The 18,341-nt window shown below is 55.8% G+C and carries 19 protein-coding genes; 16 read left to right on the top strand and 3 right to left on the bottom strand.

The window, feature by feature from the left end; all coding sequences use genetic code 11:
• The first annotated feature begins 50 nt into the window (after positions 1-50).
• Complete coding sequence (locus tag BN3796_RS16980) at positions 51-689, top strand: RpiB/LacA/LacB family sugar-phosphate isomerase (protein ID WP_061709539.1); 639 nt, start codon at positions 51-53, stop codon at positions 687-689.
• Between the two features lie 31 nt (positions 690-720).
• On the opposite strand, the gene BN3796_RS16975 is transcribed toward BN3796_RS16980, so the two are convergent.
• Positions 721-2,139: an MFS transporter gene (locus tag BN3796_RS16975; protein ID WP_061709538.1), complete on the bottom strand. Its 1,419-nt coding sequence runs from the start codon at positions 2,137-2,139 to the stop codon at positions 721-723.
• 216 nt (positions 2,140-2,355) lie between these two features.
• Here BN3796_RS16975 and azuC point away from each other — a divergent pair, with 216 nt between their 5' ends.
• Together azuC and BN3796_RS16970 are read left to right on the top strand one after the other, a co-directional pair.
• Complete coding sequence (gene azuC / locus BN3796_RS20770) at positions 2,356-2,439, top strand: stress response protein AzuC (protein WP_148381824.1); 84 nt, start codon at positions 2,356-2,358, stop codon at positions 2,437-2,439.
• Positions 2,440-2,545: 106 nt separating this feature from the next.
• Complete coding sequence (locus BN3796_RS16970; RefSeq protein WP_061709537.1) at positions 2,546-2,797, top strand: DUF2766 family protein; 252 nt, start codon at positions 2,546-2,548, stop codon at positions 2,795-2,797.
• 134 nt (positions 2,798-2,931) lie between these two features.
• On the opposite strand, the gene BN3796_RS16965 is transcribed toward BN3796_RS16970, so the two are convergent.
• A complete protein-coding gene (locus tag BN3796_RS16965; RefSeq protein WP_061709536.1) occupies positions 2,932-3,435 on the bottom strand; it encodes a non-heme ferritin-like protein in 504 nt (167 codons plus the stop codon).
• Positions 3,436-3,931: 496 nt separating this feature from the next.
• On the opposite strand from BN3796_RS16965, the gene BN3796_RS16960 reads away from it, so the two are divergent.
• The 6 genes from BN3796_RS16960 to otsA all read left to right on the top strand — a co-directional run bounded on the left by BN3796_RS16960 (position 3,932) and on the right by otsA (position 10,742).
• Positions 3,932-4,489, top strand: a complete 558-nt coding sequence (locus BN3796_RS16960; RefSeq protein ID WP_061709535.1) for a DJ-1/PfpI family protein — start codon at positions 3,932-3,934, stop codon at positions 4,487-4,489.
• Between the two features lie 310 nt (positions 4,490-4,799).
• On the top strand, positions 4,800-5,789 hold the full coding sequence (gene araF, locus BN3796_RS16955) for an arabinose ABC transporter substrate-binding protein AraF (RefSeq protein WP_061710049.1): 990 nt from the start codon (positions 4,800-4,802) through the stop codon (positions 5,787-5,789).
• Positions 5,790-5,855: 66 nt separating this feature from the next.
• Positions 5,856-7,370, top strand: coding sequence for an L-arabinose ABC transporter ATP-binding protein AraG (araG, locus tag BN3796_RS16950; RefSeq protein WP_061709534.1), 1,515 nt, complete (start codon positions 5,856-5,858; stop codon positions 7,368-7,370).
• A 14-nt stretch (positions 7,371-7,384) separates the two neighbouring features.
• Complete coding sequence (gene araH / locus BN3796_RS16945) at positions 7,385-8,365, top strand: L-arabinose ABC transporter permease AraH (protein WP_061709533.1); 981 nt, start codon at positions 7,385-7,387, stop codon at positions 8,363-8,365.
• Between the two features lie 174 nt (positions 8,366-8,539).
• Positions 8,540-9,343 (top strand): trehalose-phosphatase, encoded by an 804-nt coding sequence (gene otsB / locus BN3796_RS16940; protein ID WP_061709532.1) that lies wholly within the window; start codon positions 8,540-8,542, stop codon positions 9,341-9,343.
• Positions 9,318-10,742, top strand: a complete 1,425-nt coding sequence (otsA, locus tag BN3796_RS16935) for an alpha,alpha-trehalose-phosphate synthase (protein ID WP_061709531.1) — start codon at positions 9,318-9,320, stop codon at positions 10,740-10,742. The genes otsB and otsA overlap by 26 nt, the downstream gene beginning before the upstream one ends.
• A 19-nt stretch (positions 10,743-10,761) precedes the next feature.
• Here the strand turns inward: otsA and uspC are convergent, their stop codons facing one another.
• Complete coding sequence (gene uspC, locus BN3796_RS16930) at positions 10,762-11,190, bottom strand: universal stress protein UspC (protein WP_061709530.1); 429 nt, start codon at positions 11,188-11,190, stop codon at positions 10,762-10,764.
• Positions 11,191-11,977: 787 nt separating this feature from the next.
• On the opposite strand from uspC, the gene flhD reads away from it, so the two are divergent.
• The 7 genes from flhD (at position 11,978) to BN3796_RS16895 (ending at position 18,336) form a co-directional block, all read left to right on the top strand.
• The gene (gene flhD / locus BN3796_RS16925) at positions 11,978-12,328 is read left to right on the top strand and encodes a flagellar transcriptional regulator FlhD (RefSeq protein ID WP_061709529.1); all 351 of its coding nucleotides are present in this window, start codon (positions 11,978-11,980) and stop codon (positions 12,326-12,328) included.
• Positions 12,325-12,909: a flagellar transcriptional regulator FlhC gene (flhC, locus tag BN3796_RS16920; RefSeq protein ID WP_187374045.1), complete on the top strand. Its 585-nt coding sequence runs from the start codon at positions 12,325-12,327 to the stop codon at positions 12,907-12,909. Before flhD ends, flhC begins: the two co-directional genes overlap by 4 nt.
• Positions 12,910-13,031: 122 nt before the next feature.
• Entirely contained in the window at positions 13,032-13,919 is an 888-nt protein-coding gene (motA, locus tag BN3796_RS16915) for a flagellar motor stator protein MotA (RefSeq protein ID WP_061709527.1), read from the top strand.
• Positions 13,916-14,845: a flagellar motor protein MotB gene (gene motB, locus BN3796_RS16910; RefSeq protein WP_061709526.1), complete on the top strand. Its 930-nt coding sequence runs from the start codon at positions 13,916-13,918 to the stop codon at positions 14,843-14,845. The genes motA and motB overlap by 4 nt, the downstream gene beginning before the upstream one ends.
• Before the next feature lie 4 nt (positions 14,846-14,849).
• Entirely contained in the window at positions 14,850-16,856 is a 2,007-nt protein-coding gene (gene cheA / locus BN3796_RS16905) for a chemotaxis protein CheA (protein ID WP_061709525.1), read from the top strand.
• Between the two features lie 19 nt (positions 16,857-16,875).
• A complete protein-coding gene (gene cheW, locus BN3796_RS16900; protein WP_061709524.1) occupies positions 16,876-17,379 on the top strand; it encodes a chemotaxis protein CheW in 504 nt (167 codons plus the stop codon).
• A gap of 387 nt (positions 17,380-17,766) precedes the next feature.
• Positions 17,767-18,336, top strand: coding sequence for a Csu type fimbrial protein (locus tag BN3796_RS16895; RefSeq protein ID WP_061709523.1), 570 nt, complete (start codon positions 17,767-17,769; stop codon positions 18,334-18,336).
• The last annotated feature ends 5 nt before the right edge of the window (positions 18,337-18,341 follow it).

The raw sequence follows: 18,341 nt of genomic DNA, 5'->3' as shown, positions 1-18,341 counted from the left end.
CGATGAGTTATCCATGGCGGGTCTACCGCAACGTATTCAGGAGATGAAGAATGAAAATTGCACTGATGATGGAAAACAGCCAGGCGAGCAAAAACGCTGTCATCCTTAATGAACTGAAGGGCGTGGCAGACGAAAAAGGCTTCCCGGTCTACAACGTGGGGATGAGTGACGAGAACGATCATCACCTCACCTACATCCATCTGGGCATTATGGCGAGCATTCTTTTAAATTCAAAAGCCGTTGATTTTGTTGTAACCGGCTGCGGCACCGGCCAGGGCGCGCTGATGTCTCTTAACATCCACCCGGGCGTCATTTGCGGCTACTGCATCGATCCGGCGGACGCGTTCCTCTTTGCCCAGATCAACAACGGTAACGCGCTCTCTCTGCCGTTTGCCAAAGGCTTTGGCTGGGGCGCGGAGTTGAACGTGCGCTTTATTTTTGAAAAAGCGTTCACTGGCCGTAAAGGCGAGGGCTATCCGCCGGAGCGTAAAGAGCCACAGGTGCGTAACGCCGGGATCCTCAACCAGGTGAAAGCGGCGGTGGTGAAAGAGAACTACCTCGACACCCTGCGCGCCATCGACCCGGAACTGGTGAAGACCGCCGTATCCGGCCCGCGTTTCCAGCAGTGCTTCTTTGAAAACTGCCAGGATAAAGAGATCGAAGCGTTCGTTCGCGGTATCGTCGGTTAATCCCAAAGCCAGCTTTGCTGGCTTTATTCTTTTATCCTTTCCTGGAAACCGCACTTCCTGCATCCCGGCTTAATCGCAGGGTATCCGCCATACCCAGCAGACAGATCAGCGCGATAAAGACAAAGGCCAGCCGAAAACCGATTCCCGGGAGGGCGGCCAGCCCCAGCAGCCCGCTTATCTGTTCGCCAAGCCGAATCCCAATTGCCCCAAGCGTAATGCCAAGCCCGACCGCCAGCTGCGTGGCGGTGGAGAAAAGCGTATTGGCGTAACTCATTTGCGACGAAGGTACATCGGCAAAGGCGAGGGTGCTGACGGCGGTAAACTGAACGGAGCGGAATACCCCGCCAAGACAGAGCAGCAGCATTATCAGCCAGACCGGGGTTTGGGGCGTCAGGAACGCGCAGGCGAGGAGGGCGATCACGTTGAGCGCGCCGTTTATCAGCAGCAGGCGCTTAAATCCTAACGCGCGAATAAGCGGCGTGGTGGCGGGTTTGATGGTGAGATTACCGACAAACACCGCCAGCACCAGCAGCCCGGAATGAAACGCATCCATCCCAAAGCCCACCTGAAACAGCAGGGGCAGCAGAAAGGGGACGGCGCTAATGGAGGCCCGGAACAGCGAGCCGCCATACATCGTGACGCGAAAGGTCTGCACCGCCAGCGCATCCAGACGGATCATCGGCCATGGCGTCCGGCGAAAGTGGCGAATGGCCCAGCCCAGCGCCAGGCTGCCGGTGATCAGCAGCGCCAGAACGGTGGCGCTCCGCATCTGTTCCCCGCCCAGAAGCTCCATCCCACAGACCAGGCTCACCATCGCGAGCGTTGTGGCAAGGAACCCCGGAAGGTCGAACGGACGGCGCGTATCCTCGTGCAGATCGGGAATGATCCGCAGCGCCAGCGCAATCGCGAGCAGCCCCAGCGGCAGATTAATGAAAAAGATCCAGTTCCAGCTGGCGTAGCGGGTGATAAACCCGCCGAGCGGTGGCCCGATAATGGGCGCTACCAGCGCGGGCCACGTCAGGGTGGCAATGGCGGTGATAAGCTGATGCCGGGGAGTGGTGCGCAGCACCGTCAGACGGCCCACCGGCACCATCAGCGCGCCGCCCACCCCCTGTAATATGCGCATGGCGACAAACTGATCGACCGAGGTGCTAAGGCCGCAGAGCACCGAGGCGAGGGTAAAGAGCGCTAAAGCCAGCGTAAAGACCTTGCGCGCGCCGAAGCGGTCGGCAATCCAGCCGCTGGCGGGGATCAGTACGGCGAGCGTAATCAGGTAGGCGCTAATGCCAATGTTAAGATCCACCGCCCGGACGCCAAAGCTCCTTGCCATATCAGGCAGGGCGGTGGCAATCACGGTGCCGTCGAGAAACTCCATAAAGAACGCCCCGGCAACCAGCAGGGCCGCCGGAGAGAGCCCGCGCCTCTCTTGTCCGCAAGGGTTTTCACTCATTGTTTTTCGCCGTTTCAAATTATTTTATAAAAATTTACTGGAATTTATATGTGCGTAAGTGACGGATTTTATTCGATAAAATTTAACAATCCGACCAGCTTGCTGCTTTTTCAAGCGTGATAAAGGTCACATAACCATTGATTTTTGTGAGGGCGATCATATTATATGCGGACAGACAATAACACCTGCATAACAAATCGCTGGAGCATCATGACCATGAAATTTCGCAAAATCCTGAAAAGCATGTGGGCTAACTATTGCAACACTTTTAAAGACGTACCCCCAGGCGCTATGTTCTGATAAAAAAACCTGCTTCGGCAGGTTTTTTTACGTCTGCCACAGCGATAGCGCAGATGTTTCGCTGCGGGTTTTGCTACTATGGCGGCCTTTAAAACAGGAGAAGCTTATGTCGCAAAATCAACACGCCGATCAGGAACTGGTCTCTGACGTTGTCGCCTGCCAGCTGGTCATCAAACAGATTCTGGATGTACTGGACGTTATCGCGCCGGTAGAAGTGCGCGAGAAGATGTCCACTCAGCTTAAAAACATCGATTTCACCCGTCATCCCGCCGCGGCCGATCCGGTAACGGTGCGCGCCATTCAAAAAGCCATTGCGCTGATCGATATGAAGTTCACGCCGCAGAGCGAGTCACATTAAAATAAACCCATGTTTTAAAAATAGATACGTTTTTTGCAAAACGCGGGCCGGAGGAAGAGGAGCGCTTCGCCGCTGGCCCGTCAGAAGGCGCCCTCTGTCAGAGAGGGCGTAATGAGGAGATCCCGAAAGGGGGATTAATGACGCTGGTCGTTAACTCTGTTGAGCAGGTAACGGTCAGTCTGCACCATGCCCAGTCCGGCATGTTTGGCGCTACGTACTTCATCCAGAACGGTTTTTAACAACTGCCCATCCCGCCGCTGCTCTTTTTCGATATCCTGAATAAAGTCAAAGGTGGAACTGTCATGCAGGGCTTTTGCTTCTTCAGCGAGCTGGTTTAAGGTCGCACAGCGTTTTTCGTAATCTTCCATCGTTTTCAGAAATAACTCTTCCAGCGAAGAGTAATCTTCATCGGACATGTCGATCGCCTTCACGATTGGGTTAGCGCCGACATGCTTCATATAATCGAAAACGCGCATCATATGTGTGACGTTGCTCTGCGCCTGGGTGCGCAGAAAAGCCGCTGAACCGTTGAGGCTATGTTCTGAACACCAGTCGCTCAGGCGCAAATAGAGATTAGATGCGTAAAACTCGAGGTTCATTTGCGCGTTGAGTTTCTGAATCATTCCTGAAGCAGCCATAAAAATATCCTTATTTATGTAGAGAGACATTTCACCGCAGAATAAATACCGGGCGCGCCAGAAGCAGACGGCCGCAAACCGCTATTCTGAAGTCAATAAAATGAGAATAGCGCTAAATCCAGAGTGAGAAAAGTCTTAACCAATTGGGTTTACGTTCCATTACAAATGATAATAACAGGATGTAACCCTTCTAAACATTAATAACCCTGTTCCCGGTCGCTAACCCCTTTAAAAGAGAGTTATTTCTCTTTGCGAAACGATTCGCTGCTAAGGGACTGATGAAGCTCGCACTTACATTATCGCTACAGGATTTATCCGAAGCGGGAACGTAATGAAGCATTGTTGAAAATATCCATTTTTGCTTATGCGAAAATTCCTATAAATAGCGCTTTAGATCAATTTTTCGCAAAGGGACAAAAACGTGATCCAGACACAGGTTTACCGTTTCACCATTTGAAAGAATGAAACGATGTTTTAATTAATTGAGAGGTGAAGGATGGCGAAGGTAGCGGTACTGCTGGCACCCGGGTTTGAAGAGGCGGAAGCGATTGTGACGATCGATATTCTGCGTCGTTTGCATATAGAGGTCGATACCCTGGCCTGCGCGGAGACCCGGGCGGTGGTGAGTTATCATTCTATACCCATGGTGGCCGATCATACGCTGGCGGAACGCAGCAGCGAGCTCTATGACGCGGTTGTGCTGCCGGGAGGCCCACAGGGGAGCGTTAATCTGGCTGCCAGCCCGGAGGTGGTGCGTTTTGTCAAAGCGCACGATGAGGCCAACAAGCTTATCTGCCCCATCTGCTCCGCCGCCGCGCGCGTGCTGGGGGGGAACGGGCTGCTGAAAGGGCGCCGCTACGTCTGTTCCGGCGATCTCTGGCAGACCATTCCCGACGGGGAATATACAGACGCGCCGGTTGTCGAGGACCAAAACCTGCTCAGCGGCAAAGGGCTGGGCCATGTTTTTGATTTTGCCTTTACGCTCTCGGCACGACTGCTGGGCGATGAGGCGCCGGTACGCGATCACGCCGATCACATCTATTATCGCTGGTAATCACCCGGGCGCGTCGTCGCCCGGTACAAGGATTGACTGGCTACGCTTATGGATCATTCTGCTTTGCCCTGACGTATTTGTCTGACAAATATCTTCCGCATTATGTCATTTTCCGCTGAATTTATGTACGCATTTACTGTAATTCTGCGGTGTGATGTCGCTCTCTTATGGATGATTAATTTCCCGCTAAAACTACTGCCAGTATTACCTCTTATTTCAAGGCGAGCGCTAATCCCTTGTTTTAAGACTGAATAAACCAGAAGCGTGAAAATAATCCCTGCATAAAAAAATGCTGAAGCTGGAGTCAACCATGCACAAATTTACTAAAGCGCTGGCGGCCATTGGACTGGCTGCTGTTATGTCACAATCCGCTATGGCGGAAAATTTAAAACTCGGTTTTCTGGTTAAACAGCCGGAAGAACCGTGGTTTCAGACAGAATGGAAATTTGCCGATAAGGCGGGCAAAGATTTAGGTTTCGACGTAATTAAAATCGCCGTACCGGACGGCGAAAAGACGCTGAACGCTATTGACAGCCTAGCGGCCAGCGGCGCGAAGGGCTTTGTTATCTGCACCCCCGACCCGAAACTTGGCTCGGCGATTGTCGCTAAAGCTCGCGGTTACGATATGAAGGTGATCGCGGTGGACGACCAGTTCGTTAACGCCAAAGGCAAGCCGATGGATACCGTTCCGCTGGTGATGATGGCGGCCACCAAAATTGGCGAGCGCCAGGGGCAGGAGCTCTATAAAGAGATGCAGAAACGCGGCTGGGATGTCAAAGAGACCGGCGTGATGGCGATTACCGCCGATGAGCTGGATACCGCCCGCCGTCGTACCACCGGATCGATGGATGCGCTCAAAGCGGCCGGTTTCCCGGAAAAACAGATCTATAAAGTACCGACCAAATCCAACGATATTCCCGGCGCGTTCGATGCCGCGAACTCCATGCTGGTGCAGCACCCTGAGGTCAAACACTGGCTGGTGGTGGGGATGAATGACAACACCGTGCTGGGCGGCGTGCGCGCCACCGAAGGGCAGGGCTTCAAGGCGGCAGACGTGATTGGTATCGGCATTAATGGCGTTGACGCGGTGAGCGAGCTGTCAAAAGCGCAGGCGACCGGCTTCTACGGTTCGCTGCTCCCCAGCCCGGACGTGCATGGCTATAAATCCAGCGAAATGCTCTACAACTGGGTGACCAAAGATGCTGAGCCGCCGAAATTCACCGAAGTGACCGACGTGGTGCTGATTACCCGCGATAACTTCAAAGAGGAGCTGGCGAAAAAAGGATTAGGCGGCAAGTAATGGATAGCGTTGGCGCGCCCCGGACAGAGGCGCGCTGGCGCAGCTCACTGGAATCACGGAGACGTTATGCAACAGTCTGAACCGTACCTCTCGTTTCGCGGCATCGGTAAAACGTTCCCCGGCGTTAACGCGTTAACCGATATCAGCTTCGACTGCTACCCCGGGCAGGTTCACGCCCTGATGGGGGAGAACGGCGCGGGGAAATCCACGCTCTTAAAAATCCTCAGCGGCAACTATACCCCGACCACCGGCACGCTGGCGATCCGCGGGCAGGAGGTAGCCTTCGCGGATACCACGGCGGCGCTTAACGCCGGGGTCGCTATTATCTATCAGGAGCTGCACCTGGTGCCTGAAATGACGGTGGCGGAGAATATCTACCTGGGGCAGTTGCCTCACAAGGGCGGTTTTGTGAATCGCTCGCTGCTCAACTATGAGGCGGGGTTACAGCTTAAACATCTGGGGCTGGATATCGATCCGCAAACGCCGCTGAAATATCTCTCCATCGGCCAGTGGCAGATGGTGGAGATCGCCAAGGCGCTGGCGCGGAACGCCAAAATTATCGCTTTTGACGAGCCCACCAGCTCTCTCTCGGCGCGTGAAATCGAAAACCTCTTCCGGGTGATCCGCGAACTGCGCAAAGAGGGGCGGGTCATTCTCTACGTCTCCCACCGCATGGAGGAGATCTTTGCCCTCAGCGACGCCATCACCGTTTTTAAGGACGGGCGTTACGTACGTACCTTTACCGATATGCAGCAGGTGGATCACGATCAGCTGGTGCAGGCGATGGTGGGACGCGACCTGGGCGATATCTACCACTGGCAGCCGAGGCAGCAGGGGAGCGAGCGGTTGCGGCTGGAGAACGTCAAGGCCAAAGGGGTACGCCAGCCGATAAGCCTGACGGTGCGCAGCGGCGAAATTGTCGGCCTGTTTGGCCTGGTGGGAGCCGGGCGCAGCGAGCTGATGAAAGGGCTGTTTGGCGGTACGCGCATTACTGGCGGGCAGGTCTATATCGACGGGCAGCCGGTGGATATCCAGAAGCCGGCGCACGCTATCCGGGCGGGAATGATGCTCTGTCCTGAAGATCGCAAGGCCGAGGGGATTATTCCGGTTCATTCGGTGCAGGACAACATCAACATCTCAGCGCGTCGCAAGTACATTCGCGCGGGCTGCCTGATCAATGACGGCTGGGAGGAGAGCAACGCGGCGCACCACATCCGCTCGCTCAATATTAAAACCCCCGGCGCCGAACAGCTGATCATGAACCTCTCGGGCGGCAATCAGCAGAAGGCGATCCTTGGGCGCTGGCTGTCGGAGGAGATGAAGGTGATTCTGCTGGATGAGCCGACGCGCGGCATCGACGTGGGGGCCAAACACGAAATCTATAACGTGATTTACGCGCTGGCGCAGCGCGGCGTTGCGGTGCTGTTCGCCTCCAGCGACCTGCCCGAAGTGCTGGGCGTTGCCGACCGCATCGTGGTGATGCGTGAAGGGGAAATTGCCGGTGAACTATTACACGAAGAGGCGAATGAGCAGCAGGCGCTAAGCCTCGCCATGCCTAAAGTCAGCCAGGCGGTTGCCTGAGTAAGGAGTTAATGATGTCCTCTGTTACGACCTCGCGCGCGCCGAAATCGTTTTTCAGCATCGGGCGCATCTGGGACCAGTATGGGATGCTGGTGGTTTTTGCCGTCCTCTTTGTGGCCTGCGCCATCTTTGTGCCGAACTTCGCCACCTTCGTCAACATGAAGGGGCTGGGGCTGGCGATCTCCATGTCCGGCATGGTGGCCTGCGGTATGCTGTTCTGCCTCGCCTCGGGTGATTTCGACCTGTCGGTCGCGTCGGTTATCGCCTGCGCCGGGGTCACCACGGCGGTGGTGATTAACCTCACCGAAAGCCTCTGGATCGGCGTGCTGGCGGGGCTGCTGCTGGGTGTCGCCAGCGGGCTGGTCAACGGCTTTGTGATTGCCCGGCTGAAGATCAACGCCCTGATCACCACCCTTGCCACCATGCAGATCGTGCGCGGCCTGGCCTATATCATCTCCGACGGTAAAGCGGTGGGGATTGAAGATGAGCGCTTCTTTACGCTCGGTTACGCCAACTGGCTCGGCCTGCCGGCGCCCATCTGGCTGACGGTGGCCTGCCTGATTATTTTTGGCTTTTTGCTTAACCGCACCACCTTTGGCCGCAATACGCTGGCAATTGGCGGCAACGAAGAGGCGGCGCGGCTGGCGGGCGTCCCGGTGGTCCGCACTAAGATTATTATCTTTATCCTCTCTGGCCTCGTTTCTGCCGCTGCGGGGATTATCCTCGCCTCGCGTATGACCAGCGGTCAGCCGATGACCTCCATCGGCTATGAGCTGATCGTCATCTCAGCGTGCGTGTTAGGGGGCGTTTCGCTCAAGGGAGGCATAGGAAAAATCTCATATGTGGTGGCGGGTATCCTGATTCTGGGCACCGTCGAGAACGCTATGAACCTGTTGAATATTTCACCATTCTCCCAGTACGTGGTTCGCGGCCTGATCCTGCTGGCAGCCGTGATATTCGACCGTTACAAGCAAAAATCGAAACGTACAGTCTGACTCTCTGCTGACGACAATTTGTACGGTTTTTTACCCACAGCTGCTCGCCTGAATCGCCCGCGGTGGACCAGAAAAGGCGGTTTGTCAAATGGCGAGCAGCGTCACACTGTCTATACTTACATTGCCAGAGACAGGGGCTGTTTTCCTGTCTCAATCAACTGTAAGGAGGAAAGGGTGGCAGACACGTTAGCCGTACCGCCTGTATTATCCGAAAATCTGGCCTTTTTCTTTGACCTCGACGGCACGCTTGCCGAGATCAAACCGCATCCCGATCAGGTAGCCGTACCCGCCGATGTCCTGCGGGCGCTTCATCAGCTCTCAGAGATGAATCAGGGAGCGCTGGCATTGATATCAGGGCGTTCCATGGCCGAGCTTGATTCGCTCGCCAGACCTTATCGCTTCCCGCTTGCCGGGGTACACGGAGCCGAGCGCCGCGACATCCATGGCAACACGCATATCGTTACGCTTCCCGAGGCGTTGATTAAGTCGCTGCATGCGCGGCTTTCTACTGCGCTGTCGATGCTGCCGGGCACCGAGCTTGAGCCGAAGGGGATGGCCTTCGCATTGCACTACCGCCAGGCGCCGGAACATGAGCAGGCAATTATCAGCCTGGCGCAGTCAATCGTTGAGGCGAGCGATCGTCTGGCGCTCCAGCCGGGGAAATGTGTGGTCGAGATAAAGCCAAGAGGGATTAACAAGGGGGAGGCGCTGGTCGCATTTATGGCCGAAGCGCCATTTAAAGGCAGGACGCCGGTGTTTGTCGGGGATGACCTTACGGATGAGTATGGATTTAACGTCGTCAATGAAGCAGGCGGCGTTTCAATAAAGGTTGGATTGGGTGAAACCGCAGCCAAATGGCGTCTCGCCAGTGTGGCGAGCGTTTGGCAGTGGATTACTGAAGTCGCTAACCAGCAACAACAACAAATAGCGAATAACAACAGGAGAAATCATTATGGGTCGCTTAGTCGTAGTATCTAACCGTATCGCACCACCGGACGATAAAAAAGCCAGCGCAGGTGGCCTGGCGGTGGGCGTATTAGGCGCGTTAAAGGCAGCTGGCGGTCTGTGGTTTGGCTGGAGCGGAGAGATTGGCAATGAGGATCAGCCGTTAAAAAAGGTGACGCAGGACAATATTACCTGGGCGTCGTTTAACCTGAGCGAAAAGGATTACGACGAGTACTATTCGCAGTTCTCCAACGCCGTGCTCTGGCCGGCATTCCACTATCGCCTCGACCTGGTCAATTTCCAGCGTGAGTCCTGGGAGGGCTACTGCCGCGTCAACGCGCTGTTGGCGGACAAGCTGCTGCCGTTGATTGAAGAGGATGATACCCTCTGGATCCACGATTACCATCTGCTGCCGTTCGCCAGCGAACTGCGAAAGCGGGGGGTGAATAACCGCATCGGCTTCTTCCTGCATATTCCTTTCCCGACGCCGGAAATCTTCAACGCGCTGCCGCCGCATGAGGAGCTGCTGGAACAGCTTTGCGATTACGATCTGCTGGGCTTCCAGACTGAAAACGATCGTCTGGCCTTCCTCGACAGCCTGTCGGGCAAAACGCGTCTGACCACGCATGAAGGCAAGTCGCACAGCGCCTGGGGCAAAAATTTCCGCACCGAGGTCTATCCTATCGGTATCGAACCGGATGAGATTGCCGCCGATGCCGCCGGTCCGCTGCCGCCCAAGCTGGCGCAGCTGAAAGAAGAGCTGAAAAACGTCAAAAACATCTTTTCGGTGGAACGTCTGGATTACTCCAAAGGGCTGCCGGAACGTTTCCTCGCCTACGAGACGCTGCTGGAAAAATATCCGGAGCATCACGGTAAAATCCGCTATACGCAGATTGCGCCGACCTCCCGTGGGGAGGTGCAGGCTTACCAGGATATCCGCCACACGCTGGAGACCGAAGCGGGGCGCATTAACGGCCGCTACGGTCAGCTGGGCTGGACGCCGCTCTACTACCTCAACCAGCACTTTGACCGCAAGGTGCTGATGAAGGTCTTCCGCTATGCGGAGGTGGGGCTGGTGACGCCGCTGCGCGACGGGATGAACCTGGTGGCGAAAGAGTATGTCGCCGCGCAGGATCCGAAGAACCCGGGGGTGCTGGTGCTCTCCCAGTTCGCGGGCGCGGCCAACGAGCTCACCTCGGCGCTGCTCGTTAACCCCTATGACCGTGACGATGTGGCCAACGCCCTGCACCGGGCGCTGGATATGCCGCTGACGGAGCGTATTTCACGCCATGCCGATATGATGAAGGTGATTCGTGAAAACGATATTAACAACTGGCAGGCCCGCTTTATCAGCGACCTCGGGCGTATAACGCCCCGCAGCGCGGAGAGCAATCTGCAAAAAAAGGTCGCAACCTTCCCTAAGTTGGCCTGATGGGACGCCCCCGGGAGCCTTAGCCGTTCCCGAGGGGCACCAGCAGCACATCCACCTGGCTTGCGCTGACAATCGCCTTCGCTGAACAGGCGGCGCGCGAGAAAAAGCTCTGGTTATGATTGCCGCAGATCACGAGATCGACCCGCCGCCTGGCGCAGAGATCGAGGATCTGCTGGCTCAGTTCGCCCGTGGCGATAAAGGTGTTCTCTATCGGGTAATCCGCACTTTCCACCAGCTCCGCCAGAAAGCGTTTCGTCTCCTCCTGCAACAGATCCCGTATATCTTCCAGCATCGGCGCGGCCAGCTGGTTATACATCTCCGGCTCGGCGGCGAGGGTGATCAGGCTTATTCTGGCGTTGAGCGGGCGCGCGATCGACACCGCTTTCGCCACCAGCCGGTGGCTTTCAGGGGAAACAGCTACAGAAACAAGCAGATGGGAATAACTCATTCATCGCCTCTCTACGCTTTTTTGCGGAACATACTTCAGCATTAGCGCGATTCCGCCTGCGCCGCAAGTAGGCAAAATGACAGGAATGTGATGGTTATCATAAATATTCATTAATTATTCTTATCAAAAGAATAACTGTTAACGGCAGCAAGTTGACCAAAATTAAATACTTAACTTAAATTTAACAAATGTCCGCCAGAAACGTTAAATGGTTTTAAAAAGCCATAATCGATTTTGTTATGATAACGATTGTCAACTGTTTAAAGTTGTTATTAGCTTAACCATTTGATTGTATACATAAAAGTTTGTTGTTTCTATTAAAGAAACTTGCCTTTCCGCCACTTTTCTCAAATTTCTCTTGCTTAGTTCACCGTCATAACAAGATGGCGCCCCTTATGCATGAGTATTCGATGATTCAGAATAGAATCGTGCCAGCTTTGTATAAAAAACGGGCAAATTAGAAGTCTCGCTGATGGATTTCTAACAAATATTAGGGTTAATTATGTGACGACCATCACACTTTTTTTAAAATTCCAGCAAGGCTGCATTGTATGTATTAGGGCGCGCGAGTAGAGTTGCGTCGATTTAGGAAAAATCTTAGGAATATGTAAGAAAGGATTAAAATGCGTAAGCACAATAAATACCTTTCTTTTTGCGTAATTTTTTAAACTTAGTCCTTGATTTAACTATGCATTTCGCCTTTTCTTTTTTCCGGGGCTTTCCCGGCGACATCACGGGGTGCGGGCTAACCGCATAAAATAATAATTGGTCATTCTGGATGGGAAAAATGCATACATCCGAGTTGCTCAAACACATTTATGACATCAATCTGTCATATTTACTGCTGGCCCAGCGTCTCATCGGTCAGGACAAGGCTACCGCGATGTTCCGGCTCGGTATTACCGAAGAGATGGCGACCACGCTGGGTGGGCTTACCCTGCCGCAGATGGTGAAGCTTGCCGAAACGAACCAGCTGATCTGCCAGTTCCGTTTCGATAGCCACCAGACCATTACACGCCTGACCCAGGAGTCGCGCGTGGACGATCTGCAACAGATCCACACCGGCATTTTACTCTCCACCGGTCTGCTTAATGAACTCAGCCAGCCGGATGAATCTGCCCGCAAGAAAAGGGCCTGACGATGAGCGAAAAGAGCATTGTCCAGGAAGCGCGCGATATTCAGCTGGCGATGGAGCTAATTTCGCTGGGAGCGCGTTTGCAGATGCTGGAGAGCGAGACGCAGTTAAGCCGTGGACGCCTGATTAAACTTTATAAAGAGCTGCGCGGAAGCCCGCCGCCGAAAGGGATGCTCCCTTTTTCAACCGACTGGTTTATGACCTGGGAGCAGAATATCCATGCTTCCATGTTCTGCAACGCCTGGCAGTATCTGCTGAAAACCGGCCTCTGCAGCGGCGTCGACGCCGTGATCAAAGCCTATAAGCTCTATCTGGAGCAGTGTCCGCAGCCGGAAGAGGGGCCGCTGCTGGCGCTGACCCGCGCCTGGACGCTGGTGCGTTTTGTGGAGAGCGGCATGCTTCAGCTCTCCCGCTGCAGCAGCTGTGACGGAAACTTTATTACCCACGCGCACCAGCCCGCGGGCAGCTTCGCCTGCAGTCTCTGCCAGCCGCCTTCCCGTGCGGTAAAAAGACGTAAACTTTCCCCGGAAGCTGCCGATAGTATTCCACAACTGCTGGATGAACAGATCGGACACGCTGTTTAACCTCTCTCTGTGGGCACCTCATTCCAGCAGCGGTATCTTACCGCTGCTTTTTTTTGGCCCGCACAGGGATAAACCCCCGGTCTGCGCATCCTTGCCATAGTCACTAGTGGAAGGATGATGTCGTGCTTATCTTATTAGGTTACCTGGTCGTTATCGGGACAGTTTTCGGCGGTTATATGATGACCGGCGGGCACCTTGGAGCACTCTATCAACCGGCTGAACTGATCATCATCGGCGGGGCAGGCGTAGGGGCGTTTATCGTTGGCAATAACGGTAAATCGATCAAGGGGACGCTGAAGGCGATACCGCTGCTGTTCCGGCGGTCGAAATACACCAAAACCATGTACATGGATCTGCTGGCGCTGCTCTATCGCCTGATGGCCAAGTCGCGCCAGCAGGGGATGTTCTCCCTTGAACGCGATATCGAGAACCCGAAAGAGAGCGAAATCTTCGCCAGCTATCCGCGCATTCTCGCCGACGCCATGATGCTCGATTTTATCGTCGACTACCTGCGCCTGATCATTAGCGGCAACATGAACACCTTCGAAATCGAAGCGCTGATGGACGAAGAGATCGAAACTCACGAGAGCGAAGCGGAAGTGCCTGCTAACGCGCTGGCGCTGGTGGGCGATTCGTTGCCCGCCTTCGGGATTGTCGCCGCGGTGATGGGGGTGGTGCACGCGCTCGCCTCCGCCGACCGTCCGGCAGCGGAGCTGGGGGCGTTGATCGCGCATGCGATGGTCGGTACCTTCCTCGGTATCCTGCTGGCCTACGGCTTTATCTCGCCGCTGGCGAGCGTGCTGCGCCAGAAAAGCGCCGAAACCACCAAGATGATGCAGTGCGTCAAGGTGACGCTGCTCTCCAACCTCAACGGCTACGCGCCGCCGATCGCGGTGGAATTTGGTCGTAAAACCCTCTACTCCAGCGAGCGTCCGTCGTTTATCGAGCTGGACGAACATGTGCGGGCGGTGAAAAACCCTAACCAGCAGACGACGACCGAGGACGCATGAAAAACCAGTCCCATCCTGTCGTCATCGTCAAAAAGCGCAGGCATAAAAGCCACGGCCACGGCTCCCATGGCTCGTGGAAGATCGCCTACGCCGACTTTATGACCGCGATGATGGCTTTCTTTCTGGTGATGTGGCTTATCTCCATCTCCAGTCCGAAAGAGCTTATCCAGATCGCGGAATATTTCCGCACGCCGCTGGCGACCGCGGTGACTGGCGGCCCGCGCATCTCCAACAGCGACAGCCCCATTCCGGGGGGCGGCGATGACTTCACCCAGCAGAAGGGGGAGGTCAAAAAAGAGCCCAATATCGACGCGCTGAAGCAGCGCATGGAGCAGGCGCGCCTGAAGAAGCTGCGCGGCGATCTTGACCAGCTTATCGAGGCCGACCCGAAGCTACGCGCCCTGCGCCCGCACCTGAAGATAGACCTGGTGCAGGAGGGGCTGCGTATTCAGATTATCGACAGCCAGAACCGCCCGATGTTTAAAACCGGCAGCGCGGAGGTGGAGCCCTACATGCGCGACATACTGCGCGCCATCGCGCCGATCCTTAACGGCATCCCCAACCGGATCAGCCTCTCCGGCCATACGGATGACTTCCCCTACGCCAGCGGCGAAAAGGGGTACAGCAACTGGGAACTCTCCGCCGATCGCGCCAACGCCTCGCGCCGCGAGCTGGTCGCCGGCGGGCTGGACGATGGCAAGGTGCTGCGCGTGGTAGGCATGGCGGCCACCATGCGCCTCAGCGACCGCGGGCCGGAGGATGCCATCAACCGTCGTATCAGTCTTTTAGTGCTCAACCGGCAGGCGGAGCAGGCGATCCTGCATGAAAACGCCGAAAGCCAGAATGAGTCACTGGATGAGTTAAAACAGCCCGGGGCTCTCCCTTCGGCTGACGTTCCCACATCGCCACCAGCCAATCCGAGGTGATAGCGTGAGCATGGATATTAGCGATTTTTACCAGACATTTTTTGATGAAGCCGACGAGCTGTTGGCCGACATGGAGCAGCACCTGCTGGATCTCGTGCCGGAAGATCCCGATGCGGAACAGCTCAACGCCATCTTCCGCGCGGCGCACTCCATTAAAGGCGGCGCCGGAACCTTTGGTTTTACCATCCTTCAGGAGACCACCCACCTGATGGAGAACCTGCTGGACGACGCGCGGCGCGGCGAAATGCAGCTTACCACCGACATGATTAACCTGTTTTTGGAAACCAAAGATATTATGCAGGAACAGCTTGACGCCTATAAAAGCTCGCAAGAGCCGGACGCTGCCAGCTTCGAATATATCTGCAACGCCCTGCGCCAGCTGGCGCTGGAGGCCAAAGGCGAGGCGGCTGTCCCCGCCGTCAGCCCGACCAGGCTGAGCGTCGTAGAACCGACCGCCGCCGCCGCTCCGGCGGGGGTGCGGATAGTATTGTCACGCCTGAAAGAGAGCGAAGTGGATCTGCTGGAGGAGGAGCTGCGTAACCTCGCGACCATCACCGATGTGGTGAAAGATAAAGAGAGCCTTGCCGCCACCCTCGATGATTCTGTAAGCCAGGATGACATCGTGGCGGTGCTCTGCTTCGTCATTGAAGCGGACCAGATCGCTTTTGAACCGCTCGCCGCTTCGCAGGTTGAACCGCCCGTCGTCGCACCCGCACCGGCCACGCCAGCGCCGGTAGCGGTAGCGCCGTCGCTACAGGCGGTGGCAAAAGAGAGCGTGGCGCCCAACCGCGTCGAGCGCGAAAAACCGGCACCCCGCGTCAGCGAATCCACCAGCATTCGCGTGGCGGTGGAGAAGGTGGATCAGCTTATCAACCTGGTGGGCGAGCTGGTGATCACCCAGTCGATGCTGGCCCAGCGCTCCAACGAGCTTGACCCGGTCACCCACGGGGATCTCATCACCAGCATGGGGCAGTTACAACGTAACGCCCGCGATCTGCAGGAGTCGGTGATGTCTATCCGCATGATGCCGATGGAGTATGTCTTTAGCCGCTTCCCGCGTCTGGTGCGCGATCTCGCCAGCAAGCTTAACAAGCAGGTGGAGCTGACGCTGATGGGTAGCTCCACCGAGCTGGACAAGAGCCTCATCGAGCGCATCATCGATCCGCTGACGCACCTGGTGCGCAACAGCCTCGACCACGGTATCGAGTCGCCGGAAAGCCGCGTGGCTGCGGGGAAATCCCCGGTGGGCAATCTTATCCTCTCGGCCGAACACCAGGGCGGCAACATCTGCATTGAAGTGACCGACGATGGCGCGGGACTCAACCGCGAGCGCATTCTGGCGAAGGCGATCTCCCAGGGGATGGCGGTTAACGAGAACATGACCGACGAAGAGGTGGGCATGCTCATCTTCGCCCCCGGCTTCTCCACCGCCGAGCAGGTGACCGATGTCTCCGGGCGCGGCGTGGGAATGGACGTGGTGAAACGGAACATCCAGGAGATGGGCGGCCATGTGGAGATCCAGTCGAAGCAGGGGAGCGGCACCACCATCCGCATTCTGCTGCCGTTAACACTGGCGATCCTCGACGGGATGTCGGTGAAGGTGGCGGACGAAGTCTTTATCCTGCCGCTGAACGCGGTGATGGAGTCTCTTCAGCCGCGCGAGCAGGATCTGCATCCGCTGGCGGGCGGGGAGCGCGTGCTGGAGGTGCGCGGCGAATACCTGCCGCTGGTGGAGCTGTGGAAAGTATTTGACGTCGAAGGCGCCAAAACCGAAGCCACCCAGGGGATTGTGGTCATTCTGCAAAGCGCCGGTCGCCGCTATGCGCTGCTGGTCGATCAGCTGATTGGCCAGCACCAGGTGGTGGTGAAAAACCTGGAAAGTAACTACCGCAAGGTGCCAGGGATTTCCGCCGCCACCATCCTTGGCGACGGCAGCGTCGCACTGATCGTCGACGTCTCGGCGCTTCAGGGTTTAAATCGTGAACAACGCGTGGCGAGCACCGCCGCCTGATTAAGTAAAAGGGTAGAACATGACCGGTATGAGTAATGTAACCAAGCTGGCCGGCGAGCCATCAGGGCAGGAATTTCTGGTTTTCACCTTGGGTGAAGAAGAGTACGGCATTGATATTCTGAAAGTGCAGGAGATCCGCGGCTACGATCAGGTGACCCGCATCGCCAATACGCCTGCGTTTATTAAGGGCGTCACCAATCTGCGCGGCGTTATCGTCCCGATTGTCGACCTGCGCGTGAAATTTTGCCAGGGCGAGGTGGAGTATAACGACAACACCGTGGTGATTGTGCTCAACCTGGGCCAGCGGGTGGTGGGCATTGTGGTCGACGGCGTCTCTGACGTCCTCTCCCTGACCGCCGAGCAGATCCGCCCGGCGCCGGAATTTGCCGTGACGCTGTCAACGGAGTATCTCACGGGCCTCGGCGCGCTGGGTGACCGGATGCTGATCCTGGTGCACATTGAAAAGCTGCTTAACAGCGATGAGATGGCGCTGCTGGATATGGCCGCGAACCACGTCGCCTGATATTCACGCCAGCCCGGAATAATTATTTCCGGGCTGCTTAACTTATATTTAATGTCTGCTAAAATATTATTTCCTTTCTTTCCGCCTTATTTTCCTGCAAAAAAGAGTTTTCCCCGCGTTATATTGTGAAATAAATCACGTTTTAATAAATATATCCTCCCGCTGCGCCTGAAATTCTTCGGGATTTATGTATCAACCTCCTGAAATTAAATGGTTTTATCTGTCAATCACCCGTTATGGCGAACATAATTTATAAGTTTGTTATAAATCGAAACCATAAACTAAATTTTGTTTAACTTAACGTTAACATATTTAAGCGGCGCTAACAGATTGAGTCTTATCCATAAAATGTTTAAACGCAGGGCAATCTTTGCCGGAGGGCTGTAAATGAAACGTAAACTCCTTCTCATCTGTTCTGGCGCGATCCTGGCGGCAACGGCGCAGCAGGCGCTGGCGGTGACCAGCAGCGGCACCATAGGCGCAACGCTGACGCTCACCAACGGGTGCCTGATCAACGGCTCGCCCACGCAAAACGGTATTAATTTCGGTACGCTGGATTTTGGTACGCACCCGGCAACCTTCTCCACGCTCACCACCCAGCTCACCGGCGCTAACGGGGGGAATACCTTCACCATCCAGTGTACGACCACCAGCTATACGGTCGCTATCACCGGCAATACCAATACCGCCGCGCCGGGTACCATCATCGGTACCCCCGGGACCCCAGCTCGCTACCTGATCAATACCGCGAACACCGGGCAGGGGGTCGCCTATAGCCTCTACAGCGACAGCGGCTATAACAACGTGATCGCCAATAACACGGCGATACCGGTCGCCTCCACGGCAGGCGGCGTCGACAGTTACACCCTTTACGGGCGTATCACCGGCGGCGGCAACAGCGTGACGGTGGTGCCCGGCACCTACACCGACACTATCAACGTTAGCGTGACGTACTAGCGTTC

It is taken from the genome of Pseudenterobacter timonensis (genome assembly GCF_900021175.1).
In the GTDB taxonomy this organism is placed as follows: Bacteria; Pseudomonadota; Gammaproteobacteria; order Enterobacterales; family Enterobacteriaceae; genus Enterobacter; species Enterobacter timonensis.
The sequence above is the reverse complement of the archived record's forward strand: the minus strand, read 5'-3'. Positions and strand labels throughout refer to the sequence as shown.